Source organism: Cellulosimicrobium sp. EB106-03-01-XG111, assembly GCF_058792115.1.
In genome coordinates, this window is sequence record NZ_JBYTEQ010000002.1 from 162,063 (window position 1) to 184,684 (window position 22,622).

General features: G+C 74.6%; 21 protein-coding genes. 6 read left to right on the plus strand and 15 right to left on the minus strand.

Annotated elements, in window-relative coordinates; genetic code table 11:
* Positions 1–84: 84 nt before the first annotated feature.
* Positions 85–1,482, minus strand: a complete 1,398-nt coding sequence (locus AC3WT4_RS02770) for a glycine--tRNA ligase (protein ID WP_255179114.1) — start codon at positions 1,480–1,482, stop codon at positions 85–87.
* A gap of 161 nt (positions 1,483–1,643) precedes the next feature.
* On the opposite strand from AC3WT4_RS02770, the gene AC3WT4_RS02775 reads away from it, so the two are divergent.
* The 6 genes from AC3WT4_RS02775 to AC3WT4_RS02800 are packed head-to-tail and all read left to right on the plus strand — an operon-like array spanning position 1,644 to position 6,134.
* Positions 1,644–2,633, plus strand: coding sequence for a metal ABC transporter substrate-binding protein (locus tag AC3WT4_RS02775; protein WP_492314652.1), 990 nt, complete (start codon positions 1,644–1,646; stop codon positions 2,631–2,633).
* Positions 2,630–3,460, plus strand: coding sequence for a metal ABC transporter ATP-binding protein (locus tag AC3WT4_RS02780; protein WP_492314653.1), 831 nt, complete (start codon positions 2,630–2,632; stop codon positions 3,458–3,460). The genes AC3WT4_RS02775 and AC3WT4_RS02780 overlap by 4 nt, the downstream gene beginning before the upstream one ends.
* Positions 3,457–4,425: a metal ABC transporter permease gene (locus tag AC3WT4_RS02785; protein WP_492314654.1), complete on the plus strand. Its 969-nt coding sequence runs from the start codon at positions 3,457–3,459 to the stop codon at positions 4,423–4,425. Before AC3WT4_RS02780 ends, AC3WT4_RS02785 begins: the two co-directional genes overlap by 4 nt.
* Positions 4,422–4,814 (plus strand): Fur family transcriptional regulator, encoded by a 393-nt coding sequence (locus AC3WT4_RS02790; protein WP_009864106.1) that lies wholly within the window; start codon positions 4,422–4,424, stop codon positions 4,812–4,814. Before AC3WT4_RS02785 ends, AC3WT4_RS02790 begins: the two co-directional genes overlap by 4 nt.
* A 3-nt stretch (positions 4,815–4,817) precedes the next feature.
* Positions 4,818–5,426: a DedA family protein gene (locus tag AC3WT4_RS02795; protein ID WP_492314655.1), complete on the plus strand. Its 609-nt coding sequence runs from the start codon at positions 4,818–4,820 to the stop codon at positions 5,424–5,426.
* A 30-nt stretch (positions 5,427–5,456) separates the two neighbouring features.
* Positions 5,457–6,134 carry an alpha/beta fold hydrolase gene (locus AC3WT4_RS02800; RefSeq protein ID WP_492314656.1) on the plus strand — a complete coding sequence of 226 codons (678 nt, stop codon included), beginning with the start codon at positions 5,457–5,459 and terminating at the stop codon, positions 6,132–6,134.
* A 29-nt stretch (positions 6,135–6,163) separates the two neighbouring features.
* On the opposite strand, the gene AC3WT4_RS02805 is transcribed toward AC3WT4_RS02800, so the two are convergent.
* From AC3WT4_RS02805 to AC3WT4_RS02870, 14 genes are all read right to left on the minus strand, one after another.
* Entirely contained in the window at positions 6,164–6,541 is a 378-nt protein-coding gene (locus tag AC3WT4_RS02805) for a VOC family protein (protein WP_074809910.1), read from the minus strand.
* Positions 6,542–6,609: 68 nt separating this feature from the next.
* Entirely contained in the window at positions 6,610–7,413 is an 804-nt protein-coding gene (locus tag AC3WT4_RS02810) for an isoprenyl transferase (RefSeq protein ID WP_492314657.1), read from the minus strand.
* Positions 7,413–8,231, minus strand: a complete 819-nt coding sequence (gene recO, locus AC3WT4_RS02815; protein WP_074809734.1) for a DNA repair protein RecO — start codon at positions 8,229–8,231, stop codon at positions 7,413–7,415. Before recO ends, AC3WT4_RS02810 begins: the two co-directional genes overlap by 1 nt.
* Before the next feature lie 57 nt (positions 8,232–8,288).
* Positions 8,289–8,861, minus strand: coding sequence for a TetR/AcrR family transcriptional regulator (locus tag AC3WT4_RS02820; protein WP_257419162.1), 573 nt, complete (start codon positions 8,859–8,861; stop codon positions 8,289–8,291).
* A 120-nt stretch (positions 8,862–8,981) separates the two neighbouring features.
* The gene (locus AC3WT4_RS02825) at positions 8,982–9,692 is read right to left on the minus strand and encodes an ABC transporter ATP-binding protein (protein WP_492314658.1); all 711 of its coding nucleotides are present in this window, start codon (positions 9,690–9,692) and stop codon (positions 8,982–8,984) included.
* Positions 9,689–10,810 carry an ABC transporter permease gene (locus AC3WT4_RS02830; protein ID WP_492314659.1) on the minus strand — a complete coding sequence of 374 codons (1,122 nt, stop codon included), beginning with the start codon at positions 10,808–10,810 and terminating at the stop codon, positions 9,689–9,691. The genes AC3WT4_RS02825 and AC3WT4_RS02830 overlap by 4 nt, the downstream gene beginning before the upstream one ends.
* Positions 10,811–10,930: 120 nt before the next feature.
* Positions 10,931–12,712, minus strand: coding sequence for a 2-isopropylmalate synthase (leuA, locus tag AC3WT4_RS02835; RefSeq protein ID WP_175008366.1), 1,782 nt, complete (start codon positions 12,710–12,712; stop codon positions 10,931–10,933).
* A 257-nt stretch (positions 12,713–12,969) separates the two neighbouring features.
* The gene (locus AC3WT4_RS02840; protein WP_492314660.1) at positions 12,970–15,186 is read right to left on the minus strand and encodes a DUF7937 domain-containing protein; all 2,217 of its coding nucleotides are present in this window, start codon (positions 15,184–15,186) and stop codon (positions 12,970–12,972) included.
* A 171-nt stretch (positions 15,187–15,357) separates the two neighbouring features.
* Entirely contained in the window at positions 15,358–17,022 is a 1,665-nt protein-coding gene (locus AC3WT4_RS02845; protein WP_492314661.1) for an outer membrane protein assembly factor BamB family protein, read from the minus strand.
* A 94-nt stretch (positions 17,023–17,116) separates the two neighbouring features.
* Positions 17,117–18,712: an alpha/beta hydrolase family protein gene (locus AC3WT4_RS02850; RefSeq protein ID WP_492314662.1), complete on the minus strand. Its 1,596-nt coding sequence runs from the start codon at positions 18,710–18,712 to the stop codon at positions 17,117–17,119.
* A gap of 77 nt (positions 18,713–18,789) precedes the next feature.
* Entirely contained in the window at positions 18,790–19,740 is a 951-nt protein-coding gene (gene era, locus AC3WT4_RS02855) for a GTPase Era (protein ID WP_074809742.1), read from the minus strand.
* Positions 19,737–21,071, minus strand: coding sequence for a hemolysin family protein (locus AC3WT4_RS02860; RefSeq protein ID WP_108051322.1), 1,335 nt, complete (start codon positions 21,069–21,071; stop codon positions 19,737–19,739). Before AC3WT4_RS02860 ends, era begins: the two co-directional genes overlap by 4 nt.
* A complete protein-coding gene (gene ybeY / locus AC3WT4_RS02865) occupies positions 21,068–21,520 on the minus strand; it encodes an rRNA maturation RNase YbeY (protein ID WP_021482948.1) in 453 nt (150 codons plus the stop codon). Before ybeY ends, AC3WT4_RS02860 begins: the two co-directional genes overlap by 4 nt.
* A complete protein-coding gene (locus tag AC3WT4_RS02870) occupies positions 21,517–22,614 on the minus strand; it encodes a PhoH family protein (RefSeq protein WP_108051320.1) in 1,098 nt (365 codons plus the stop codon). Before AC3WT4_RS02870 ends, ybeY begins: the two co-directional genes overlap by 4 nt.
* Positions 22,615–22,622: the final 8 nt, after the last annotated feature.

Below are 22,622 nucleotides of genomic sequence, written 5' to 3' on the forward strand. Positions count from 1 at the left end.
CGCGGAGATGTGGAGAAGAGACAGGGACCGTACGGTCCCGCCCCTCCTGCGTGCCCGGCACCGGTGCGCCGGGCCGGTCGGGCGTCAGGCGCCGAGCAGGTGCCCGGCGAGGTACTCGGTGACCTTGTCGAGCGCGACGCGCTCCTGGCTCATCGAGTCGCGGTGGCGGATCGTCACGGCCTGGTCGTCGAGCGTGTCGAAGTCCACGGTGATGCAGAACGGCGTGCCGATCTCGTCCTGGCGGCGGTACCGGCGGCCGATGGCGCCCGCGTCGTCGAAGTCGACGTTCCAGTACCTGCGGAGCTCGGTCGCGAGGTCCTTCGCCTTGGGCGAGAGCTGCTCGTTGCGGCTCAGCGGGAGCACGGCGGCCTTGACCGGCGCGAGGCGGTGGTCGAGGCGCAGGACCGTGCGCGTGTCCACGCCGCCCTTCGCGTTCGGCGCCTCGTCCTCGGTGTACGCCTCGACGAGGAACGCCATGAGCGAGCGCGTGAGACCCGCGGCCGGCTCGATGACGTAGGGCACCCAGCGCTCGTTCTTCGTCTGGTCGAAGTACGACAGGTCCTTGCCGGAGTGCTCGGCGTGCGTCTTGAGGTCGAAGTCGGTGCGGTTCGCGATGCCCTCGAGCTCGCCCCACTCCGAGCCCGAGAAGCCGAAGCGGTACTCGATGTCGACCGTGCGGGTCGAGTAGTGCGAGAGCTTCTCCTGCGGGTGCTCGTACAGGCGCAGGTTGTCGCGCTGGATGCCGAGGTCCACGTACCAGTCGGTGCGCGTGTCGATCCAGTACTGGTGCCACTCGGCGTCCGTGCCCGGCTCGACGAAGAACTCCATCTCCATCTGCTCGAACTCGCGCGTGCGGAAGATGAAGTTGCCCGGCGTGATCTCGTTGCGGAACGACTTGCCGATCTGGCCGATGCCGAACGGCGGCTTCTTGCGGCTCGCGCCCATGACGTTGGCGAAGTTCACGAAGATGCCCTGCGCGGTCTCGGGGCGCAGGTAGTGCAGGCCCGACTCGTCCTCGACCGGGCCGAGGTGCGTCTTGAGCATCATGTTGAAGTCGCGCGGCTCGGTCCACTGCCCGCGGGTGCCGCAGTTCGGGCAGACGATCTCGGCGAGGCCGCCCTCGGGCGCACGGCCCTTCTTCTCCTCGAACTCCTCGATCATCTGGTCCTCGCGGAACCGCTTGTGGCAGTGCAGGCACTCCGTCAGCGGGTCGGTGAAGACGCCCACGTGACCCGACGCGACCCACACCTGGCGCGGCAGGATCACGGACGAGTCGAGGCCCACGACGTCGTCACGGCTCGTGACCATCGCGCGCCACCACTGCTTCTTGATGTTCTCCTTGAGCTCGGTGCCCAGGGGCCCGTAGTCCCACGCGGAGCGGGTGCCGCCGTAGATCTCGCCCGAGGGGAAGACGAACCCGCGCCGCTTGGCGAGGGAGACGACGGCGTCGAGACGGGCGGTGGGTGAGGGCGCTGCGGCCACGGACATCACTCCTGGTGCTCACGGCCCCGCACGTGGCTCGTGGGGGCTGGACGGGTGGGCGACGCCCGCACGGGCGCCGACCGACCAGCGTACCCGGCCGTGACCCGGCTCACCGGGAACGGTTTTGACATTCATTCTCAAGAAGGCGGAGACTGGTGGTCATGCACCGCTCCCCCGCCCGGCGCCGTCGCGCCCTCGCCACCACCGCCGCCCTCGCCACGGCCGCGCTCGTCGCGGCGTGCTCCCCCGGTGCCGGCGGCTCGGGAGGGGGCGGCGACGACGGCCGGCTCCAGGTGCTCGCGTCGTTCTACCCGCTCCAGTACGTCGTCGAGCAGGTCGGCGGGGAGCACGTCGACGTCTCGAACCTCACGCCGCCCGCGGCCGAGCCGCACGACCTCGAGCTCGCGCCCGCGCAGGTCCGCTCGATCGGCGAGGCCGACCTCGTCGTCTACCTCTCGGGCTTCCAGCCCGCGGTGGACGAGGGCATCGAGCAGCGTGCCCCCGAGCACGTGGTCGACGCCGCGGCGTCGGCCGGGCTCGAGGAGCACCCCGGCGACGAGGGCGACCACGCCGACGAGACCGCGGAGGAGCACGCCGAGCACGCGGACGAGTCCGGGGACGGCCACGACCACGGCCCCACGGACCCGCACTTCTGGCTCGACCCGACGCGCCTGGCCGCCGTGGGCGACGCCGTCGCCGACGAGCTCTCCGCGATCGACCCCGACCACGCGGACGACTACGCGGCCGGCGCCGCCGCCCTCACCGCGGACCTCGACGACCTGGACGCCGAGTTCGCCGAGGCGCTCGCGCCGTGCGCGGGCGCGACGCTCGTCACCTCGCACGAGGCCTTCGGCTACCTCGCCGAGCGCTACGACCTGCACCAGGTCGGGATCTCCGGGATCGACCCCGAGGCGGAGCCCTCGCCTGCTCGCCTGCGCGAGGTCGGCGAGGTCGTCCGGGAGAACGGCGTGACCACGCTCTTCTTCGAGACGCTCGTCAGCCCGAAGGTGACCCAGACGCTCGCCGACGACCTCGGCGTCCGGACCGCTCTGCTCGACCCGCTCGAGAGCCTCGCGGAGGGCGCGACGGACTACCGTGAGGTCATGGAGTCCAACCTTGAGGCGCTCACGGCCGGACTCGCGTGCGCATGACCAGCGCACCGGAGCTGATCGCCGCGCACGACGTCCACGTGACGCTCGGCGGGAGCGAGATCCTGCGCGGCATCGACCTCTCGGTCCGCGCGGGCGAGGTCGTCTCGCTCCTCGGCGCGAACGGCTCGGGCAAGTCGACCCTGGTCCGCGCGCTCGTCGGGATCGTGCCGCTCTCCCGCGGCTCCGTCGACCTGTTCGGCACGCCGCTCGGTCCGCGGCTGCCGTGGCGGCGGCTCGGCTACGTGCCGCAGCGCGTGAGCGCGCCGTCGGGGATGCCGTCCACCGCGTCGGAGGTCGTCGCGTCCGGGCTCCTCGGCGGGGGCCGCCTCCGGCTCCCGCGCGGCTGGCGCGACCGCACGGTCGAGGCGCTCGAGCTCGTGGGCCTCGCGGACCGCGCCGACGACTCGACGGCCGAGCTCTCGGGCGGGCAGCAGCAGCGCGTGCTCATCGCGCGCGCCCTCGTCCGTCGGCCCGACCTGCTCGTCCTCGACGAGCCCGTCGCGGGCGTCGACAAGCCGAGCCAGGAGGCGTTCGCCGCGACGATGACGCGGCTCGTGGACGACGGCCTGACCGTCCTCGTGGTGCTCCACGAGCTCGGGGCGCTCGCCCCGCTCGTCGAGCGCGCGGTCGTCCTGCGGCACGGGCGCGTCGTGCACGACGGCGCCCCGCCCCGCGCGTCGTCCACGCACGCGGGCGCGACCCACCAGCACCTGCACCCGCACGAGCCCGTGGACGGCGACAACCGCCCCGCGGGCCCGGAGACGGGCCTCACCGACACCCTGAACCCCGACCTCTCCGCAGGCCACGCACCCAGGACGGCCTCATGACCACCCTGTTCTCCGAGATCTCCCTGCTGCTCACCGACCCGCTCATGCAGCGCGCCCTCCTCGCGGCGCTGCTCGTCGGCGTCAGCGCCCCCGTCGTCGGCACGTACCTCGTGCAGCGCAAGCTCTCGCTGCTCGGCGACGGCATCGGGCACGTCGCGCTCACCGGCGTCGCGCTCGGATGGCTCGTCGGGGCGGCGATGGGCGTCGTGCCGAACGACGCGCTCGCGATCCCCGGCGCGGTCGTCGCGGCGGTGCTCGGCGCCGTCGCGATCGAGGTCGTGCGCGAGCGCGGCCGCACGAGCGGCGACCTCGCGCTCGCGCTCCTCTTCTACGGCGGCATCGCGGGCGGCGTGCTGCTCATCGGCCTCGCGGGTGGCTCGTCCGGCAGCCTCATGCAGTATCTGTTCGGCTCGATCTCGACGGTGACGTCGTCGGACCTCGTCCTCACGGTCGTGCTCAGCGCGGTGATCCTGCTCGTCGGCGTCGGGCTGCGCGCCGCGCTGTTCTCGGTGAGCCATGACGAGGAGTTCGCGCGCGCGTCGGGCCTGCCGGTGCGCACGCTGAACATCGCCGTCGCCGTCGTCGCCGCGCTCACCGTGACCGTGTCGATGCGGGTCGTCGGGCTGCTGCTCGTCAGCGCCCTCATGATCGTGCCCGTCGCGGTCGCCCAGCTCGTCACGCGCTCGTTCCGCCGCACGATGCTCGTCGCGTCGGTCGTCGGGGTGGTCGTGTGCGTCGTCGGGCTGTCCTTCACGTACTGGAACAACGTCTCGCCGGGTGCGACGATCGTCGTCCTCGCGATCGCGACGTACCTCGTCGTGGCCGCGCTGCGACCCCTGTGGGCCCGACGGCGGCCGCGCGTCGCCCGGGACCCCCACCCGGACATCCCCGACGACGTCGAGCTCGACCTCGTACCCTCGGGGTCGACCCACCGCACCACCGGAGGTGACCCGTGCAGCGCATGACCCGCCAGCGCGCCGCCGTCTCGGACGCGCTGGAGGACCTGGAGGACTTCCGCAGCGCCCAGCAGCTCCACGAGATCCTGCGCACGCGCGGCGACAACGTGGGGCTCGCGACCGTCTACCGCACGCTGCAGAGCCTCGCGGACGGCGGCGACGTGGACGTCCTGCGCACCGAGGAGGGCGAGAACCTCTACCGCCGGTGCGAGCGCCGCGAGCACCACCACCACCTCGTGTGCCGGGCGTGCGGCCGGACCGTCGAGATCGACGGCCCGACGGTCGAGGCCTGGGCCAACCAGGTCGGCACCTCGCACGGGTTCGTCGACATCCAGCACACCATCGAGCTGTTCGGCACGTGCGCGGGCTGCGCGCGGGCCACCGCCGTCCAGGACTGAGCGGTGCCCGACGCGCTGGACGGCGCCCCGTTCGCCGCGCTCTTCGCCTTCTTCTTCGCGATCGCGTTCGTGCGGACCCAGGCGACCTACTGGATCGCGCGCCTCGTCACGACGTGGACGCTCGACCGCACGCGCCCCGTCAAGCCCTGGGTCGCGCGCGTCCACGCGTGGCTGTCCGGCCGCTCGGCCGCGCGCGGGATCGAGACCGTGCGGCGGTGGGGCGTCCTCGCGGTGCCCGCGTCGTTCCTCGCGACCGGGACGAAGACCGTGATCAACGCCGCCGCGGGCGTCGTGCGCATGCCGTTCGGGCGCTACCTCGCGGCCATGACCCTCGGGTGCGTGGTGCACGCGACGATCTACGCGACCGTCGGGTGGGCGGTGTGGACGGCCGCCTTCGCCGCCGCGACGGGCTCGCCGACCGGCGTCGCGGTGCTCCTCGCGATCGTGGTCGCGGTCGTCGTGGCGGTGGTCCTCACGGTCCGGCGTCGGGCCGCCCGCCCGGGCGGCGACCCCGCGGTCGTGCCGACCGCCGCCTCCGTCGGGGACGGCCCCGGGGAGGGCGCCGGGCCGGGGCTCTCCCGCGACGAGGACCCGCCGCGCGCCGACCGATGAGATGACGGGCGCCCGGCCGTCCGAACCCCCATGACGACCTTCCTCCTGCTGCCCGGCGCCGGCGGCGACCCCGCGTACTGGGACCTGCTCGTGCCGGAGCTCGACCGGCTCGGTCACCGAGCCGTCGCGGTCGACCTCCCCCAGCACGACGAGGACCACGGCTGGGCGGACCTCACCGACGTCGCGGTCACGACGCTGCACCGGACGACGGCCCCCGCCGAACGGGGCGACCTCGTCGTCGTCGCCCAGTCCATGGGCGCGTACGTGGGTCCGCTCGTGTGCGAGCGCGAGCCGGTCCGCCTGCTCGTGCTGCTCAACCCGATGATCCCGCGCCCGGGCGAGAGCGGGGGCGACTGGTGGCGCGCGACCGACCACGCCGCGCGTCGGGCCGCCACCGGTCTGGGCCCGTTCGACCCCGTGGACGACTTCTTCCACGACGTGCCGGAGCCCGTCGCGGCCGTCGTGCAGCGCAGCGACCGGCAGCCGTCCGAGCGGTCCTTCGCCGAGCCGTGGCCCGCCCGCGCCTGGCCGGCCGTGCCCACGGTCGTGCTCCAGGGCGACGACGACCGGCTCTTCCCGCTGCCCTTCCAGCGCGCCGTCGCGCGCGAGCGGCTCGGCGCCGAGGTCGAGACGATGCCCGGCGGACACCTCGTGGCGCTCAGCCGCCCGGCCGAGCTCGCCGCCCGCCTCGACGCGCTGGCGCGCTGAGGGGCCGCCCCGACGGGGCGACCACCGCCTCAGCCGACGGTCGTCGCCGACGACTCGGGCGCCCCCACGCAGAACTGGTTGCCCTGCGGGTCGGCGAGCACGGTCCAGCCGAAGCCCGGCATCGTGTGCTCCCCGACGACGGTCGCGCCGTCCGCCACGAGCGCCGCGACGTCCGCCGCGCGGTCGGACGTGCCGAGGTCGAGGTGCAGCCGGTTCTTGCCCGGCGTCGGGTCCTCGACGCGCTGGAACCCCAGGACCGGAGCCGTCACCCCGTCGGCGGGCACCACCTCGAGGAACCAGCCGTCCGCCTCGTCGACGACCCGCCCGCCGAGGTGGCGCGCCCACCACCGGGCGAGCGGTCGCGGGTCGGTGGAGTCGACGGTCACCATGCCGATGCTGAGAGTCATGCCGCGCACGCTACCGGCCGCCTCCCACGACGTCCCGGCCACGGGCCCGCGCCGCCCCGCGCACGACGTCAGGCCGTGCCGCCCGCCGTCCCGTCCACCGCGTCGACCGCACCGCCGTAGCGGCGGTCGCGGCGCGCGTACTCCTCGACGGCGCGCCACAGCGAGCGGCGGTCCACGTCGGGCCAGGGCTCCGGGAGGAACACGAGCTCCGCGTACGCCGCCTGCCACAGCATGAAGTTCGACGTGCGCTGCTCGCCCGAGCTGCGCAGGAACAGGTCGACGTCCGGGAGGTCGGGCTCGTCGAGGTGCTGCTGGACGGTCCGCTCCGTGACCTTGCGCGGGTCGAGCCGCCCGGCGGCGACCTCGCGCGCGATGGCGGCCGCGGCGTCGGCGATCTCGGCCCGGCCCCCGTAGTTGACGCACATCGTCAGCGTGCAGACGTCGTTCTGCCTCGTCTGCTCCTCCGCGACCTCGAGCTCCTTGATCACGGACGCCCAGAGCCGCGGACGGCGCCCCGCCCACCGCACGCGCACGCCCCACGAGTCCATCTCGTCGCGGCGACGCCGGATGACGTCGCGGTTGAAGCCCATGAGGAAGCGGACCTCGTCGGGCGAGCGCTTCCAGTTCTCGGTCGAGAACGCGTACGCGGACACGTGCTTGACGCCGATCTCGATCGCGCCCGCGACGACGTCGAGCAGCGCCGCCTCGCCGGCCTCGTGGCCCGCGGTGCGCGGCAGCCCGCGTGCGTTGGCCCAGCGGCCGTTGCCGTCCATGACGACGGCCACGTGGTTCGGCACGAACTGCGCCGGGATCGCCGGGGGCCGGGCACCGCTGGGGTGCGGGAACGGTGGCTGGTACGTGCGCCGCGCCATCAGGCGTCCGCCCCGGCACCGGCGCGCGGGTCCGCGGAGGCGTCAGCCTCGTCGGCGTGCGGGACGGCGGGGACGTGGGGGGCGGGGGCGTCCCGCTCCACCATGCGCAGTGATCGCAACGTTCTCTCCAGGTGGTATTGGCTGTAGGCGGCCACGAGGCCGCTCGCTTCCTTGCGGTGCCGGGCGTCCGACGCGTCGGCCGCGTCCCACTCCCCCGCGAGCAGCGCGGCGAGCAGGGCGAAGGTCTGGGGAGCGGGCGCCGTCGAGCCCGGCGGGCGGCAGCGCGAGCACACGGCCCCGCCCTGCGCGACGGCGAACGCGTGGTGCGGGCCCGGCTCCCCGCAGCGCGCGCAGTCGACGAACGACGGCGCCCAGCCCGCGACGGCGAGCGCGCGCAGGAGGTAGGAGTCGAGCACGAGCCCCGGCGCGTGCGCGTGCTCCGAGAGCGCCCGCAGCGCGCCCGCGAGCAGCCAGTACTGCTGCACGGCGGGCTCGCGCTCGTCGGCGACGAGGCGCTCCGCGGTCTCGAGCATCGCGGCGCCCGCCGTGTACAGGCCGTAGTCCTCGCAGATCCGGCGTGCGTAGGGGCCGATCGTCTCCGCCTGCGTCACCGTGTCCAGCGACCGGCCCGCGTAGAGCTGGACGTCCACGACCATGAACGGCTCGAGCCGCGCACCGAACCGGGACGACGTGCGGCGCACGCCCTTGCCGACGGCGCGCACCTTCCCGTGCTCGCGCGTCAGGAGGGTGACGATGCGGTCCGCCTCGCCCAGCTTCTGGGCGCGCAGCACGATCGCGTCGTCTCGGTACAGCACCACGCCCCTATTGTCCGTCATGCCGCCGACACGGCGCGCACCACCCGCCGACGGCGTCGGTCACGCCGGCGCGAGGCACCCGAGGACGGCGCGCACGCGGGCCAGCGTCGTCTCCGCGTCCTCGCCGGCCTCCACCTGGCGGGCCGCGGCGAGCACCACCGCGTTGACGAGCTCCGCGGAGCGCGCGGCGTCCGGGACGCCGAGCTGCTCCAGCGCCTCGACGAGCGGGACGAGGATCGTCGCGTGCATCGCCGCGCTCTGCTCGGCGAGCGCCTCCCGGCTCGCCTCGGCGCGCAGCGCGGCGACGACGGCGTGCTCGCCCTCGGCGACGAGGAGCAGGTTCTCGCGCGCGTAGGCGACGATCGCGTCCTCCGGGGACGCGGCCGTCGCGACGGCCGCCGTGATGCGCGCCGACCAGCGCGGCACGACGTCCGCGACCACCGCGTCGAGGAGCTCCCCGCGCGACCGGAAGTACTGGTAGACGCTCGACCGGGCGAGCCCGGCACGCGCCGCGACGGCGGCGAGGGTGAGACCGCTCCCGTCCTCGCGGATGAGGTCGCGCGCGGCGTCGAGCAGGGCCCGGAGCTGCGCGGCGCGGTGCTCGGCCACCGTCGGGGCGGCGATCTTGGGCACGATGGTCCTCCTTCCCGGAGCGCTCTCGGAGCACTCCCCCGGGAGCACGACGGCCCCCGGCCGGACCATCATGCCCGACCGGGGGCGCGTGGGCGGCTCTCCCGGAGCCGCCCACCGGCGTCAGCCCGTGACGGCGGGCAGGCCGAGCCGGCCGTCGACCATCTCGACGACCCGGTGGCAGTGCTCGAGCACGTCGTGGTCGTGCGTGACCATGAGCGCCGCGGCACCGTAGGCCTCGACCTCGCGGGCCAGGAGGCTCACGACCTCGTGGCCGCGCGCCCGGTCCAGCGCGGCCGTGGGCTCGTCGACGAGCAGGAGCGCCGGGCTCGCGACCAGCGCACGGGCGATGCCCACGCGCTGCCGCTCGCCGCCCGAGAGCTGGTCCGGACGACGGTCGGCGCGGTGGCCCATGGACACGGACTCCAGGAGCTCTCGGGGGTCGCGGGCGCGCGGGTCGCGCTCGTCGATGCCCGCGATCCGCAGCGCGAGCCGGAGCTGGTCGACGCTCGTGAGCGCCGGCAGGAGGTTGCCGGACTGGAAGACGAACCCGATGCGCTCGCGCCGCAGGCGCGCACGCTCGCGCTCGCTCGTCGCGCCGAGGTCGACCCCTTCGAGGCGGACGGTCCCGGACTCCGGTGCGGTGAGCGCACCCGCGACCGCGAGCAGGCTCGACTTGCCGGAGCCCGACGGCCCGACGACGCCGACGAGCTCGCCTGCGGCGACGCTCAGGCTGACCTCGTCGAGCGCGACGACCGTGGTGTCGCCGTCGCCGTGGCGGACGGTGGCGCGGTCGATCTCGAGCACGGGCGTGGCGGGGGTGGTGGTGCTCATCGCTGCCCTCCCAGGGCGGTCAGGGGGTCGACGGAGGTGATGCGCGCGACGGCGACGGCCGCTCCGGCCATCCCGAGGACGAAGAGCAGGACGCCGGCCAGGACGAGGTCGGGCGCCTGGAGCGCGAACGGCATCGGGGTGGCACCGAGGCCCGCACCCGCGGCGATGCCGAGGGCGAAGCCCACGCCGATCGAGGCGAGCAGGAGCACGGCCGCCTGGCCGAGGGAGTCCGCGAGCAGGAACCGGCGCCGCGCCCCCATGGCGCGCATGACGGCGATCTCGTGCCGCCGCTGGATGACCCACACGGTGAAGAACGCGCCCACGACGAGCGCGGAGATCGCGTAGAGGAACACCTGGATGAGCAGGAGGGTGGCGGTCTCGGCCGTGTACCCGGGCGACGCGTCGAAGGACTTGGTGAGCGTGCGCGTCACCGTGCCCGACGCCGCGTCGGCGGCCTCGCGGTCGAACGAGCCGGGGTCGGTGCGCAGCGCGACCGCGGTCGCGACGTCCGGGACGTCGGCTCCCGGCTCCTCGGCACCGGCGAGCAGCTCCTGCCACGTGCCGAGCGGGAGGTACGCGACGTCGACGTGGCCGAACGTGTGCTGGTCCTCGAGGACGCCCACGACCGTGAGCGTGCGCTCGGGCCGCGCGAGGGCCACGGTGTCCCCGACGGCGAGCCCGTCGTCGGCGGCGGTCGCGGAGACGACGATCCCGTCCTCCGCACCGACCAGGCTCCCCTCCGCCACGGCGGTGGGCGCGACGAACGAGCCGGGCTCGACGCCGACGAGGGTGAGGTCGACGGGTGAGCCGTCCTCCTGGTGCGCGTTCGCCAGGAGCAGGCCGTACGGCGCGGCCTCGAGCACGCCCGGCTGCTCGGCCATGGTGCCGACCTGGTCCGTCTCGATGACGGACCGGGTGAACGCGGCGTCGGTCCCGGTGCCCTCGTCGAACGCGAAGTCGGTGACGGGCGTGCGCTTGAGGCCGGAGACGCCGTCGTTGACGAGGCCGGCGGACAGCCCGGAGAGCAGGACGACGAGGACCGCGACGAGCGCGACGACACCGCCCATGAGCAGGAAGCGGGTGCGCGCGAAGACGAGCTCGCGCAACGCGAGGAACATGAGGAGCCTTCCAATGTTGTCGACAGTGCGTCGGCATCTTACCAACACCGCGTCGACAAAACGCCGACGGCCCGGACGACGAGGTCGTCCGGGCCGTCGGCGAGATCGGCGTGGCGGCGGTCAGCCCTGGGCACGCTCCGCGCGGTTCACGGCGGAGACGATGGCCTTGAGCGAGGCCGTCGTGATCGACGGGTCGATCCCGACGCCCCACAGGACGTCGTCGCCCACCTGGCACTCGACGTACGCCGCAGCCGTCGCGTCACCGCCCTCCGAGAGCGCGTGCTCCGCGTAGTCGAGGACGCGGACGTCGACCCCCACCTGGGCGATCGCGTCGACGAAGGCGGCGACCGGGCCGTTGCCCGTGCCCTCGAGCGTCAGCTCCTCACCGCGGTCGACGACGTCGACGCTCAGGGTGTCCGGGCCGTCCTCGCTCGACGACGCGCGCGTGGAGCGCAGCTTGAGCCGGCCCCACGGCTCCAGGCCGGAACCGGGCTCGACGGGCAGGTACTCGTCCGAGAAGATGCGCCAGATGTCCTCGCCCGTCACCTCGGTGCCGTGCGCGTCGGTGTGCTGCTGCACGGACTGCGAGAACTCGATCTGCAGGCGACGCGGCAGGTCGAGGTGGCGCTCCGACTTCAGCAGGTAGGAGATGCCACCCTTCCCGGACTGCGAGTTGACGCGGATCACGGCCTCGTACGAGCGACCGACGTCCTTGGGGTCGATCGGCAGGTACGGGACGGCCCACGTGATGTCGTCCACCGTGGCGCCCTCCGCCTCCGCACGGACGGCCATCGCGTCGAAGCCCTTCTTGATGGCGTCCTGGTGCGAGCCGGAGAACGCCGTGAAGACCAGGTCGCCCGCGTAGGGGTGGCGCTCGGGGACGCCGAGCTGGTTGCAGTACTCCACCGTGCGGCGCACGTGGTCGATGTCGGAGAAGTCGATCTGCGGGTCCACGCCCTGGCTGAACAGGTTCATGCCGAGGGTGACGAGGCAGACGTTGCCGGTGCGCTCGCCGTTGCCGAACAGGCAGCCCTCGATGCGGTCGGCCCCGGCCTGGTAGCCGAGCTCGGCGGCCGCGACCGCCGTGCCGCGGTCGTTGTGCGGGTGCAGCGACAGCACGACGTTCTCGCGGTGGTGCAGGTGCCGGTTCATCCACTCGATCGAGTCGGCGTAGACGTTCGGCGTCGCCATCTCGACCGTGGCGGGCAGGTTGATGATGACCTTGCGGTCGGGGCGGGGCTCGAAGACCTCCAGCACCTCGTTGCAGATGCGGGCCGCGAACTCGAGCTCCGTGCCGGTGTACGACTCCGGCGAGTACTCGTAGTAGACCGTCGTCTCGGGGACCGTCTCCTCGAACTTCTTGCACAGCCGCGCGCCGTCGACGGCGATCGCGATGATGCCGTCCTCGTCCGAGCGGAACACGACCTCGCGCTGCAGGACGGACGTCGAGTTGTAGAGGTGGACGATCGCCTGCTTCGCGCCCTTGATCGCCTCGTACGTGCGCGCGATGAGGTGCTCGCGGGACTGCGTGAGGACCTGGATGACGACGTCGTCCGGGATGCGGTCCTCCTCGATGAGCATCCGCACGAAGTCGAAGTCGGTCTGCGAGGCCGAGGGGAAACCGACCTCGATCTCCTTGTAGCCCATCTCGACGAGCAGCTCGAACATGCGCAGCTTCCGCTCCGCGTTCATGGGCTCGATGAGGGCCTGGTTGCCGTCGCGCAGGTCGACGGCGCACCAGCGGGGCGCGGTCTCGATGCGCTTGTCCGGCCACGTGCGGTCGGGCAGGGAGACGTCGATCTGCCGGTGGAACGGCAGGTACTTGTGGATCGGCATGCCCGACGGCTGCTGCGGGTTCGGGTCCGTAGCGGTGGGCGTCGAGGCGGGGGCGGAGGCGTTCATCGTCGGTCCTTCGGGGTCGTCCTGATCGGTGTCAGCCGGCACACCAACCACCGCGACGAGGAACCGGCTAGAGGGCCTCGCCGCGGCAACGAAGGAGGAGCCGCCGCATCAGGTGCACGACGCCACTGTACTCCTCCGTCGCCGGGGCGCCCGGGACGTCCGTTCCTCGGGCACGCCGTCCGGGGCACCCGGCCGCGCCGCAGGCGAGGACGCCCGGCCGGCCCTCGTGCGGAGGACCGGCCGGGCGTCAGGGTGCGTCAGCCGCGCCGCGAGCGCAGCGCCGCGTCGACCGCGGGGTCGCCGAGGTTGCCGAGCCACTCGAGCAGCGCCGGGTACGTCGACGGGTTGGCCGCGACCTGGGGCCGCAGGTGCGGCGCGTCCTGGACGATCTGCGCCAGGACCTCGAGCGGCGTGCCCGGGTCGAGCGCCTGGGCCGCGGTGAAGCCCGCCGGCTGGGCCGGGGGCGCGTACGACGGCTGCTGCGCCGCGGGCTGCTGGGCGTACCCCTGCTGACCGTAGCCGTGCTGGTCGTAGCCCTGCGGTGCGTAGCCCTGCTGGCCCGCCCCGGAGGCCGGGTACCCCTGCTGCTGGCCGTAGCCCTGCTGCGGGTACCCCTGTCCGGGCTGCTGGGCGGTCGGCTGCGGGCCGGTGCCCGGCTGCTCCTCCTGGTAGGCGGGCAGGACCGCCGTCGACGGGCCCTCGTCGGGCGTGAGACCGGGACGCGCCGCGTACCCGCTGCGCTCCGGCTCGACCGGCTGGACCGGCAGCACCTCGGTCGCGTCGGACCCCGCGGCGAACCGGCGGTCCGGGGCCTGCTGCGTCGGGACCGGCCCGGTGTGCCCGGCCGGCGGGTAGGCGCCCGTCGGCCCCGTGGCCGGGTAGGCGCCCGTGCCCGGGTAGGCACCCGTGTGCCCGGTCGTCGGGTGCGCACCGGTCGGCGGGCCCGCAGGGGCGGGCGCGGGCCGGGCCGGCTTGGGCGGCTTCGGCGCGGGCGGCTGCCACACGTAGGCGCGCGTCGCCTCGGCCCCGGTCGCCGCAGGCACGGGACGGTGCTCGGCGAAGTACGCACGGACCTCGCGCGGGACCGTCAGTGCCCCGACGACGAGCAGCGGGAGGCCGAACGCGAGCAGCACGTGCTCCACGCCGCCGCCCAGCACGACACGGTTCGACGTCACGACGAGCAGGACGATGCCGAGCAGCGCCACGACGCCGGCGCCGCCGAGCGCGAGCGGACGCCCGGTCGCGGCGTCGCGCACGAGCGAGCGGCGGGCGACGAACGCGACGGCCGCCGCGAGGACCCCGACGATCACGGCGAGGACGACCGGGACGCCGCGTGCGCCGTCGGCCAGGGTGAGCACGGCGCTCACGGCGACGTAGCCCGCGACGACGAGCACGAGGTCGAGGGCGTTGACGGCCACGCGCACCCAGGTGGTCACCGGGTCCGCCGCGGCCATCGCGCGGTGCACGGCGGGCGCCGCGGCGACGGCCGCGAGCGCCGGCACGAGCACGAGCCCGAACCGGCCGCCGTGCGTGCTCTCGATCGTCACGAGCCCGTTGTTGCCCGAGCCGAGGACGAACCCCACGGCGAGCATGACGCCCAGCCCGACGAGCGTGAGGCGCGCGGCCTCGGACCGGCGCCACGTGCCGTACGTCGGCAGCCCGGCGAGCGCGAGGACGAACACCGCGGCCACGATCACCAGCAGCACGAACAGGGCGCCGCCGAGGCGCGTGCCGGTGGCGGTGAGGATCACCGTGAGCAGCACGGTGAGGGCGAGGAGCGCCGCGAGCGCGAGGAGCGCCTGGAGCCACCGGTCGGTGACCGCGCGGTCCTGGTCCTGCGGCCCGAGCTCGCTCTCGCGCGGCTGCGCCGCGAGGAGCGCGCCCGCGAGGCCGAGCGCGGCGGCGGAGCCGACCCCGCCCCAGCCGTCGGCGAGGTCGCCTCCGCCCACGACGTCGACGACGAGGTAGACGAGCACGAGCAGCACGTACGGCGCGTTGGCGAGCAGGCGGACCCGGCGCGTGGTGTGCACGGTCCACGTCGTCGGGAGCACGCCCGTGCGCGCGAGGTACGGCAGCGCGAGCGTCAGCAGCGAGAGGATCGTCAGCAGGACGACCTCGATCTTGTCCGACGCGCGGCTCGACACGTCCCACGGCAGCGCCAGGGAGACGAGGAGGAGCAGCGCGGCGACGCCGTCGCGCACGTAGTCGCTCACGGGGATCCCGGCGAAGGGCGACGCCGTGGCGGTCGCCGTCGGGGCACCGGCGGTCTCGCGCGCGGACGCCTGGTCGCTCTCCCCGGCCCGCGCGGCACCCGCCGCGTCCGGGTCCGACCCTGCCGAGCCCGTCGCACCGTCCGGTGCGCGCTCGGCCGTGGAGTCCCCGTCACCCGCCGCGGCGCCCTGGGGCGCCGGTGTCGGCCCGGTGCCCGCAGCACCGGGCTGCGGGTCCTCGGCCGGCTCTGTCTGGTTGGTCATCGTGCACTCCCTACGCTGTCGCGCGGTGCCGGTCGCACGCACGCCGGGCCGAGGGGCCCCGACCGTTTCTACCGGTTCATCACGTGCGGCTCAAGCGCCCACGCGGCCCGGGACCACCATCCGGACGGCGCCGACGGCGACGCCGCAGGGCGTCGCGCCCCGCCCACCGCCTCAGGAGACGGCCGTCAGCCCGCCGGTCCCGAGGAGGAAGAGCCGACCCTCGACCGCGAGCACGTCGTAGGTGCCCTCCGGCAGCGCCCAGCGCCACTCGACCGCCCCGTCGTCGAGCGCGATCGACACGAGCCCCGGCTGCCGGCGCTGCCGCTCCGTGACGAACAAGGACCTGCCGTCGGTGAGCACCGGCCCGGGGCCACCGTCCTCGAGCGTGACCGCCCACACCTCCTCGCCCGTGCGGGCGTCGACGCTGCGGTAGGCCGAGTCCGTCTGGACCACGACGCGGCCGTCGACGCGCGCGACGGCGCGCATGCCGGTGCCGGGCAGCGACCAGAGCTCCGAGCCGGTCGCGGCGTCCACGCCCACGATGCTCCCGAACGTGTTCGTGACGATCACGCCCGGCGCGGACCCGTCCGACAGGGGCGCCTCGAGCACGCGGCCGGAGATCCGGAACGCGGGCTCGCCCGCGGCGGTGAACACCGTGGCGGTGCCGCGGCCGTACTCGTTGCCGACGTAGCGCCCGTCCTGGAGCCGGACGATGGTCCACACGTCGTCCTCGACGAGCGACAGGCCGTCCTCCGTGAGCGCCGCCGCCACGCCCGGCGCCAGGACGTCCACGACGCCGCGGCGCACGTCGAGCACGACGTCGCCGCCGCTCCCGAGGCCGTCGTGCGCGAGCGACCGCTCCCACCGGACCTCTCCCGTCGCGGCGTCCTCGCGCACGACCACCACCTCGTCGCCTCGCCACCACGCCCGCACGACGTCCGTCGCGCCGACCGGTACCACGGACAGGCGCCCCGCCGTCTCGGCGGTGCGCTCCCCCACGACCTCGCCGGTCGCCGCGCGCACGGTCGTGAGCCGGGCCACCTGCTCGCGCCACCCCGTCGGGACGGCGCACACCACCACGTCGCGCGCGGGCTCGCCCGAGGCCGGCAGGCACGTGGCGCGGTCGCCGAGGCGCTCGGACCGCCAGAGGACCGTCCCGTCCGCGACGGAGTACGCGGTGAGCGCCCCGTCGACGGTCACGACGGCGCCGACCGCGGGGACGACCTCGGTGCCGGGCTCGACGGGGACCGACCACCGCGGCTCCGGCGGGTCCTCGAGCGGGCGCAGCCCTCCCGCGAGGGCGGTGACGTCGACGGGTCGCGCGTCTTCCATCGACGCGGTGAAGGCGACGGAGCCGGCGAACGCGGCGGCGACCGCGAGCGCCACCCACGGGACCGGGTGCAGGTACCAGGGTCGCCGGGCCGCTCGACCGTCCGCAGGCTCGCCGCCCCCGGCGGACCGGGGCGGCCGGCGGACGTCGGACCGCGACGGACGGGGCGCGGCGGGCGCGGCGGACGCCGCGGGCGTGCCCCGGCTCGCGCGCTCTCCGCGCGGCGGCGGCAGCACGTCGCGGGCCGCCCGGCCGTGCCGTCCCCGGACGGCGGTCGTCGCGGCGTCGTCCCGGGGTCGTGGTTCGTCGTGCACAGGACGGGACGGGGCCTCGGCAGAGCCGCCGAGCGCGGCGTCGAGGGCGGCGTCGAACCGGTCGTCGGTCCGTAGCTCGGGCGGCAGGAGCTCGAAGCCGCCGGTCGCCGTCCCGGCACCGTCGGTCGTCGGCTCGTGGGTGGCGTGCCCGGCACGAGCCGCCCGGTCCTCCGCGAGCCGACGGCGCCTCACCCGTCCACGATACGCACGCCCACCGGGCCGCGCCGGGCGAGCGGCGGCGCGACCGCCTCGGCCCGGACGACGGCGCACCGGCGCACCGGCGCGGTCAGATGCCGAGCTGGTAGACGCCCCAGTACGCGAGGATGACGAGCAGGACCGTGGCGCCCGCGACGACGCACCACAGCATGACGCGCGGGGTCACGCCCCGGGCGACCTGCAGCACGCTCGCACCCTCCTCCGCGACCTCCCGGTCGGTGCCCCGGCGCTCGTCGTGCGCGCGGCGCGCGGAGCGGACCTCGGCCGCCCGGTTCACCAGCAGAGCGCCCGCGACGAGCGTCGCGAGACCGACGAGCCGCACCCCGGTCCAGCCGCCCTGCACGACCCACGCGTCCTTCTCGTAGTCGAGCGCGAGCCGCGCGGTCGCCACGAGGTACACGACGAGCGCGACCGTCGTCGCGAACGCGCCGACCCCGAGGCCCAGCAGCGGTACCCGGAAGCCGGGGGCGAGGCCGGCGGCGGCGCCCGGCCGACCCGCCACGCGCCGCAGCCGGCGCACGAGGCCGCCGACGAGGCCGACGAGCGGGCCGAGCACGAGCAGCCCGACGGCGGCGAGGACGAGGCCCACGAACAGGTCGCCGTTGCCCAGCCAGCGCGGCGACGGGACCGGCCCGGCGAGGTACTGCTGCGTGGGCTCGGCGCCCGCGACCTGGGGCAGCGCGGTCGCGCTCGCGGGCAGGGACGTCACCCAGGCGCTCACGTCCCGCGGGAAGTCGGGCACGAGCACGTCGTCGATCTTGATCCCGTGGTTCGCGTCCGCGTAGTACCGCACGGTGACGTCGGCCCCGCCCGGCACCTGCGACGACGGCCCGGTGGCGTCGAGGATCTGCCGCGCACCCTGCTCGACGGGCATCGACGGGTCCGCGGTGCCGTACACGACGAGCACCGGCTGCGTGAGCCGCTCGAGGAACGGCTCGACGTCGAAGTCGGCGTACTCGAACCCGCCGCCGGGGATCGCCATCCCGACGGCGCGCGGGATCGCCCGGAACACCCCGTGGGGCACGTCGGTGTTGCGCAGGTAGCTGTCGACCGCGAACGCGGCCTGCTGGCGCGGCGGCACGACGGGCGCGGACACGAGGACGGTGAACGCGACGGTCGGGTCGTCGGCCGCCATCACGGGCACGATCCACGTGCCCTCGGACTCCCCGTACAGCCCCACGCGCTCCGGGTCCACGCCCGGACGGGCGCGCAGGAGGTCCACGGAGCGCGCGTAGTCGAGCGCCATCGCCTCGTAGTCGCGGTGGCGCGTGGTGTAGGTGTCCAGGCGCTTGTCCGGGACGAGGGTCACGACGCCCGCGCTCGCGAGGTCGGTCGCCACGTCCACGAACGCCTCCGACGCCAGGCCGGTCCCTGCCCCGTGCACGAACACCATGCCCGGGAGGTCGTCGCCCGCGTCGACGGGCTCGCGCAGCACGCCCCCGACCGTCGCGCCGTCGAGCCGGACCGTCACGTCCGTCTCGCGCACGTCGTACGTGCCGACCGGGGCGGCCCCGCCGGGCGGCTGCCCGCCGACGGTCGTGTCGGGCGTCTCGGGGACGAGGTGCTCGGTCACGGGCACCGGGTCCCACTGCGGCCCGGTGACCGCTCCGACGATCGCGAGGACGATCGCGAGGGCTGCCGTCGTCGCGGCGGTCCGGAAGATCACCGAGGAATCGTACGCCGCGGGCCGCCGGCCGGTCCCTGGTGCCGTCCCGACGACGGCACGGGGGACGTCCCCCCGCGTCAGAAGCCGAGCCGGTGGAGCTGCTTGGGGTCGCGCTGCCAGTCCTTGGCGACCTTCACGTGCAGGTCGAGGTAGACCCTCGCCCCGAGCAGCGCCTCGATGCCGTGCCGTGCGCGCGTGCCGACCTCGCGCAGCCGCGATCCGCCCCGGCCGATGACGATCGCCTTCTGCGAGTCGCGCTCGACGAAGAGGTTGACGCGCACGTCGAGCAGGGGCGGGCGGCCCGTGGCCTCGTCGCCGCTGCCCTCGCGCGGCACGATCTCCTCGACCTGGACCGCGAGCGAGTGCGGCAGCTCGTCGCGCACGCCCTCGAGCGCCGCCTCGCGCACGAGCTCGGCGACCATGACGGCCTCCGGCTCGTCCGTGAGCTCGCCGCCCGGGTAGAGCTCAGGGCCCTCGGGCAGGTGGGAGACGAGGACGTCGGTGAGCACGTCGACCTGGTAGCCGTCCTGGGCCGAGACGGGCACGATGTCGGCCCAGCCGCCCGTCGCCTCCCCCAGCCGGTCGACCGCCAGCAGGTGCGCGGCGAGCGTGCCGCGGTCCACGAGGTCGGCCTTCGTCACGACCGCGACCACGGGCGTGCCGCGGCGACCGCGCCTGAGCTCCGCGAGCTCGTTCGCGATGAAGCGGTCGCCCGGGCCGATCTTCTGGTCGGCGGGAAGGCAGAACGCGATGACGTCGACCTCGGTGAGGGTCTCGCGCACGAGGTCGTTGAGACGCTCCCCGAGCAGCGTGCGGGGGCGGTGCAGGCCCGGGGTGTCCACGAGGACGAGCTGCGCGTCGGGGCGGTGCACGATCCCCCGGATCGTGTGGCGCGTCGTCTGGGGGCGCCCGGAGGTGATCGCCACCTTCTGGCCGACCAGCGCGTTCGTCAGGGTCGACTTGCCCGCGTTGGGCCGCCCGACGAGGCAGGCGAAGCCGGAGCGGTGCTCGGGGGTGGTCGTGCTCACGGGGTGTCCTTCACGGTGGGGAGGGGCTGACGGGTGTCGGCCGCGGGGTCGGGATCGTCCGGCTCGGCGTCCGGGGCGTCGGGCGAGGTCGCGGCGGAGACGAGGACGGTCGCGAGCTGCTTGCGGCGGCCCTGGACACGGTCGGCCTCGAGGCGCAGACCGTGGACCTCCGCCACGGAGCCGGGCAGCGGGACCTTGCCGAGCGCCTTGGCGAGCAGGCCGCCCACGGTGTCCACGTCGTCGTCGTCCAGGCCGAGGCCGAAGAGCTCGCCGAGCTCGTCGACGCCGAGGCGAGCGGGCACGCGCAGGACGCCGTCGCCCAGGTCCTCGACCTCGGGCTCCGGGCGGTCGTGCTCGTCCGTGAGCTCGCCCACGATCTCCTCGAGCGCGTCCTCGATCGTCACGAGACCCGCGACGCCGCCGTACTCGTCGACGACCATCGCGATGTGCGACGACGACGCCTGCATCTCGCGCAGCAGGTCGTCCACCGGCTTGGACTCGGGCACGAAGATCGCAGGGCGCGCGACCTCGCCCACGGGCCGCGCGTCGGTCCCGGGGCCGCCCTGCAGGACGCGCACGACGTCCTTGAAGTAGGCGACGCCCACGAGGTCGTCCGCGGAGGTGCCCGTCACCGGGATGCGGGAGAAGCCGGAGCGCAGGAAGAGCGAGAGGGTCTTGCGCAGGGGCGTGTCGCGCGACGTCGTGACCATGTCGGTGCGGGGCACCATGACCTCGCGCGTGAGGGTGCTCCCGAGCTCGAACACGGAGCGGATGAGCTCGCGCTCCTCCTCCTCGATGACCTCGGACTCGTTGACGCGGTCCACCATGTCCTGGAGCTCGCGCTGGTGCGCCCCCTCGTCGGGCGCCGGGGCGAGCCGCGTGAGCCAGCGCGTGGCCCCGACGACGATCGCGAGCAGGCGCGACAGGCTCAGCAGGACGCGCACCGCGTGCCGACGACCCAGCGACCGCGGGCTCACGCGCACCACGAGGAGCCCGACGACGACGCTCACCGCGAGAGCGACGAGCAGGACCTGCCACCACGGCTCGAGCCACGCCGCGACGAGCAGCGTGAGGCACGTGACCGCCGCGACCTCCGCGACGACGCGCACGAAGCCGACGGAGCGCACGGTCGCCGCCGGGTCCGCGAGCAGCGCGAGCGCCCGACGGCCCTCCGGGCGGGCGGGCACGGACGCGTCGTCGCCCAGGGCTGCCTCCGTGACGGCGGCCCGCGTCACGCGCAGCACCGCGGCCTCGCCCGCGCTCAGCGCGGCGGCGAGCACGACCGTCAGGACGGTCAGGGCCGCCAGGAGCGCGACGGGTTCGCCGCTCACCGGCCTGCGAGGAAGGTCAGGAGCAGCTTGCGCTGCAGCGCGAACATCTCCTTCTCCTCCTCCGGCTCGGCGTGGTCGTAGCCGAGCAGGTGCAGGATGCCGTGCGTCGTGAGCAGGAGCATCTCCTCCGCCGTCGAGTGGCCCGCCGTCACCGCCTGCTGGGCGGCGACCTCCGGGCACAGCACGACGTCGCCGAGCTGGCCGGGGCCGGCGACCTCGCCGTCCCGCCCGGGCCGCAGCTCGTCCATGGGGAACGACAGCACGTCCGTCGGGCCGGGCTCGTCCATCCAGCGCACGTGCAGCTCGCTCATGACGTCCGTGTCGACGAAGAGGATCGACAGCTCGCTCTGCGGGTGCACGCGCATCGCGTCGAGCACGTACCGTGCCAGCGCCGCGAACTCGGCCTCGTCGACCTCGGCCTCGGTCTCGTTGTTGACCTCGATGCTCACGCGTCGTCCCTCGTCCGTCGGTCTCGTGCCGCGGGGCGTCCGCGGCGGTCGTCGTCGCGGCGGCGAGCGCCGCCGCTCGTCCCCTGTCGCGACGCCGGCGCCGTCGCGAGGTCCCAGCGCGCGTACGCGTCGATGATGTCGCTCACCAGCCGGTGCCGCACCACGTCGGAGGACGTGAGGCGACAGAACTCGACGTCGTCGACACCGGTGAGGACGTCCTCGATGACGCGCAGGCCGGACTGGGTGCCGCCCGGCAGGTCGACCTGCGTCGCGTCGCCCGTGATGACCATGCGGGACCCGAAGCCCAGGCGCGTGAGGAACATCTTCATCTGCTCGGTCGTCGTGTTCTGCGCCTCGTCGAGGATGATGAACGAGTCGTTGAGGCTGCGCCCGCGCATGAACGCGAGCGGCGCGACCTCGATCGTCCCGGCCTCGATGAGCTTGGGGATCGAGTCGGGGTCGATCATGTCGTGCAGCGCGTCGTACAGCGGGCGCAGGTACGGGTCGATCTTCTCCGTCAGCGAGCCGGGCAGGAACCCGAGCCGCTCCCCCGCCTCGACGGCCGGGCGCGTGAGGATGATGCGGTTGACCTGCTTCGACTGCAGCGCCTGCACGGCCTTCGCCATCGCGAGGTACGTCTTGCCCGTGCCCGCGGGACCGATGCCGAACGTGATGGTGCTCGCGTCGATCGCCTCGACGTAGCGCTTCTGCCCCACGGTCTTCGGCCGGATCGTGCGGCCACGGCTCGACAGGATGTTGAGCGTCAGCACCTCGGCCGGCCGCGACGCCGTCGCGGCGGTGAGCATCGCGATGGACCGCGAGACGACGTCGGCCGTGAGCTGGGTGCCGGCCTCCACGACCTCGACGAGCTCGTCGAGCAGGCGCGCGGCGAGCGCGACGTCCCCCGGGGGCCCGCCGACCGCGATCTCGTTGCCCCGCACGTGCACGTCGACGGTGGGGAACCCCTCCTCGACGGCCCGGAGCACGGAGTCGCGGCTACCGAGGAGCGCCACCATCGGCACGTGGTTCGGGATGACGATGCGGTGCTCGACCCGGTGCGACGAGGGGTCGGGTTCTCGGGACAGAGAGGTCATGAGCCGGC

Coding starts and splice junctions, on each gene's coding strand:
- AC3WT4_RS02805 (WP_074809910.1), bottom strand. CDS start 6,541: ATGACTCTCAGCATCGGCATGGTGACCGTCGACTCCACCGACCCGCGA.
- AC3WT4_RS02775 (WP_492314652.1), top strand. CDS start 1,644: ATGCACCGCTCCCCCGCCCGGCGCCGTCGCGCCCTCGCCACCACCGCC.
- AC3WT4_RS02800 (WP_492314656.1), top strand. CDS start 5,457: ATGACGACCTTCCTCCTGCTGCCCGGCGCCGGCGGCGACCCCGCGTAC.
- AC3WT4_RS02785 (WP_492314654.1), top strand. CDS start 3,457: ATGACCACCCTGTTCTCCGAGATCTCCCTGCTGCTCACCGACCCGCTC.
- AC3WT4_RS02810 (WP_492314657.1), bottom strand. CDS start 7,413: ATGGCGCGGCGCACGTACCAGCCACCGTTCCCGCACCCCAGCGGTGCC.
- AC3WT4_RS02840 (WP_492314660.1), bottom strand. CDS start 15,186: ATGACCAACCAGACAGAGCCGGCCGAGGACCCGCAGCCCGGTGCTGCG.
- AC3WT4_RS02830 (WP_492314659.1), bottom strand. CDS start 10,810: ATGTTCCTCGCGTTGCGCGAGCTCGTCTTCGCGCGCACCCGCTTCCTG.
- AC3WT4_RS02825 (WP_492314658.1), bottom strand. CDS start 9,692: ATGAGCACCACCACCCCCGCCACGCCCGTGCTCGAGATCGACCGCGCC.
- leuA (WP_175008366.1), bottom strand. CDS start 12,712: ATGAACGCCTCCGCCCCCGCCTCGACGCCCACCGCTACGGACCCGAAC.
- AC3WT4_RS02790 (WP_009864106.1), top strand. CDS start 4,422: ATGACCCGCCAGCGCGCCGCCGTCTCGGACGCGCTGGAGGACCTGGAG.
- AC3WT4_RS02870 (WP_108051320.1), bottom strand. CDS start 22,614: ATGACCTCTCTGTCCCGAGAACCCGACCCCTCGTCGCACCGGGTCGAG.
- AC3WT4_RS02780 (WP_492314653.1), top strand. CDS start 2,630: ATGACCAGCGCACCGGAGCTGATCGCCGCGCACGACGTCCACGTGACG.